The following is a 3,009-nucleotide window of genomic DNA, read 5'->3' as shown; positions in this document are numbered from 1 at the left end:
TGGACGTTTGATAGGTGCGGTTGCCCGTCGTGTGACCGATGGGAGCGAACGGATAGGCACGGATCACCGTGGCCCGGCCGTAAGGATGGCAATACCCAAACTCCGGTACCGGAACCCGTCCAGGCAGGTGATTGGCCTCTCGGCAACCATCGGCAACCCGCAGCTGCTGGCCGGGTGGATAGGGGCTGAGCTGGTCACGAGCGTGTGGAGGCCGGTCGACCTCCGCCAGGGCGTCTTCTGTGACAACCGCATCCATTTCCGGGAGGGGGGCCGCGGGGTTGCGCAGGTTTCGAAGAACTACGAGGATCTCAACCTCTGTCTCGACACCATCGCTGAAGGGGGCCAGTGCCTCGTCTTCGTCTCCTCACGCCGGAACGCCGAGGCATTTGCCAAGAGGGCCGCCGGGGCGATCAAGAGAGAAGAGCCGATGCTTGCATCGTATGCCGACACCCTGAACAGCACCGCAGAGACGGAGATGGCAAAGACCCTCGCCGCCTGCGTTGCCCGGGGCGCCGCATTCCACCACGCCGGCCTGAGCCGTGACGAACGGAAGATCGTGGAGGAGGGGTTCCGGAAAGGCCATCTCAAGTGCATCTCCTCAACACCGACCCTTGCAGCGGGGCGCAATCTCCCGGCCCGGCGCGTGATCATCCGCGATTACCTCCGCTTCACTGCCGGGGAGGGCATGCAGCCGATCCCGGCAAGTGAGTACCACCAGATGGCCGGCCGGGCCGGGCGGCCGGGCCTCGACCCGTACGGCGAGGCGGTGCTGATCGCAAAGGATGCCGGGCAGGTAGAGCAGCTGTTCGACTGGTACATCGAGGCCCCGGCCGAGGAGATTCACTCGAAAATTGCCGAACCGGCCGCGCTGTATACCCACATCCTCTCCATCATCGCTTCAGGATTTGCCGCAACCTACCCGGAACTGATCGCGTTCATGAACCGGAGTTTTTATGTGCACGAGCACCGGCAGGGCAGGCTGATGCAGCGTGCGGTCGATGCCGCCCTCCGGTTCCTCGTCGCCTCTGAGATGGTTGCGGAAGTCAGCGAGCACCTTGGGGCAACCGATCTCGGGTCCCTCGTCTCCCGCCTGTATATCGATCCCCGCAGCGCTGCCATGATCATTGGAGGCCTCAGGGAACGCACGGAATATGCGGACATCGGCCTCCTGCAGCTCATCTGCAGCACCCCCGATATGCCGCGGCTCTTTGCCCGGAACTCGGACAGGCTTCAGCTCGACCGGATGATCGAAGTACATGCGGAGGAACTCTGGCTTACTGTCCCGGATGACGAAGCCGAGGCCGAACAGTTCTTCAGGGCGATCAAGACCACCATGCTCCTCTCGGACTGGGCCGATGAGATGCCCGATGCGAAGATCTGCGAGCGTTACGCCGTGGGCCCGGGCGACGTATACGGGATGGTCGAGAGCGTCAACTGGCTCCTGCATGCTACGGCAGAGCTCAGCCGCATGTTTGTCCCCGCGTTCCACGAGAATATCCGCGATTATGAGACCTGCATGAAGCACGGTATCCGGGGCGAACTCCTGTCGCTTGTGCGGCTGCGGGGCATCGGGCGGGTTCGTGCACGCCGACTCTTCAACAACGGCATGACGTCTCCGGACGCGGTAAAGGCCGCTGGTATCGAAACCGTCACCCGGATTCTCGGGCGGGGCATTGCCGAACAGGTCTTTACCCAGCTGGAGAAGAAGGGGCGGGACGGGACCGGCGATCGTCCCACCCGCAAGGAGGAGACAGACCCCCCTGCCCGGGGCAAGGCACAGGGCGATCCTGATGCCGTCGGGCAGTCAACCCTCTTTGCGTTCCGGTGATTCCATGACTGCCCGTTACTGTCCCGACATGGTCCTGACTGCCCGGTGCACGATACCCGAACGCTCCGCGTTCCTCGAAGCTCTGCGGACGATCGCGGCGATCAATTCCTGCAGGATCATCCTCTTCAATGCTGACAGGATCGCCGGAAGGGCCCATGCCGCACTGGCAGTCACCCTTGCACAGCGTGCGTTTGACCTCGGAGCGAACATATCGAACACGCTCGAGATGGAGGCGCTGCTGTTCGCCTCTGGGTCCCGGCAATGCAATGTTGCCATATCGTTTGGGATCAACGATGGTGAGAATCATTTGTTCGTCTGCTGCGTTCCGCTTCGGGACGAGATCCGGGTTGCACTAGAGTCGCTGATGAAATTAACCCATGAGGACGGAGACGCGATCCTCCCCGAAAAACAACAAGTCCTGATGGAGGCGTTCGGCATCTCCCCTGCCGAACTCTCTGCCACCGGGGGAGACGCGCGGCTTGCCGACCTCGTCCTCGAACGGGTTGCCCTGCTCCAGGTCATGAGGTAAAACCGTCCCTCAGGATTCATGAGCGCCACGGTGCCCGGCCTGTTTGCAATTTTTACTAAACGTCCTGTTGTGTGGGGGGCCCCACAGTTACCTTTACTGACTGCCGTTGGACTGAACGGCATTGTTCGTATTGCAGGCCTAAAACGTGGATCGTGATCACACTCATGATAGCTATGACTGGCGATACCGGTCACCACGGTTCTCCCCCCTGCCCGGATCCGCCCTGGTGTTTTTTTCTGCCGATTCCCAACGTATAGCACGCCCCTAGCAGTTTATCGGGCGTCACGGGGGAAAATGAGAGTCCCGTTCCATGCAGGACCACTGTTTTTATTCCCATTCTCAGGGACCGGAACCTACAAATTCCTGTGGGAGTCTTTACCGGAAGCATGGTTCCTGAACGGGAGGTGGCACCGTACTGTCCGAATCCCGGAATCACTTACGGTCTCCACTCCCACTCCAGCTGACCTCCCTTCCCGATGGGCTCGCAGGGATCTTTCCTGGTTCGATATTCCTGACCGGCTCTTGTATCCCACAGCCCCTTTCGTACTTGTGCAGTTAGCGAGTGCCCCAGCAAATCCGGGCCCAGCTCGTTCGGAGGGGAACAGGAAAAAGGTGGTTATGAGCGATCCTCTTCTGTAATTTTACCTTGTAG

2 protein-coding genes are annotated in these 3,009 nt (G+C 60.8%); both read left to right on the top strand.

All coding sequences use genetic code 11. The annotated features are described in order from the left end of the window. The coding region (locus CW742_RS09630) for a helicase-related protein (RefSeq protein WP_292419704.1) at positions 1-1,828 on the top strand (1,828 nt) is incomplete at its 5' end. A 4-nt stretch (positions 1,829-1,832) separates the two neighbouring features. Then, positions 1,833-2,357: a KEOPS complex subunit Cgi121 gene (gene cgi121 / locus CW742_RS09625; protein WP_292419702.1), complete on the top strand. Its 525-nt coding sequence runs from the start codon at positions 1,833-1,835 to the stop codon at positions 2,355-2,357. The last annotated feature ends 652 nt before the right edge of the window (positions 2,358-3,009 follow it).

Origin of the sequence: Methanoregula sp. (genome assembly GCF_002835825.1) — an archaeon.
In the GTDB taxonomy this organism is placed as follows: domain Archaea; phylum Halobacteriota; class Methanomicrobia; order Methanomicrobiales; family Methanospirillaceae; genus Methanoregula.
This window is presented reverse-complemented; position numbering and strand designations above follow the sequence as displayed.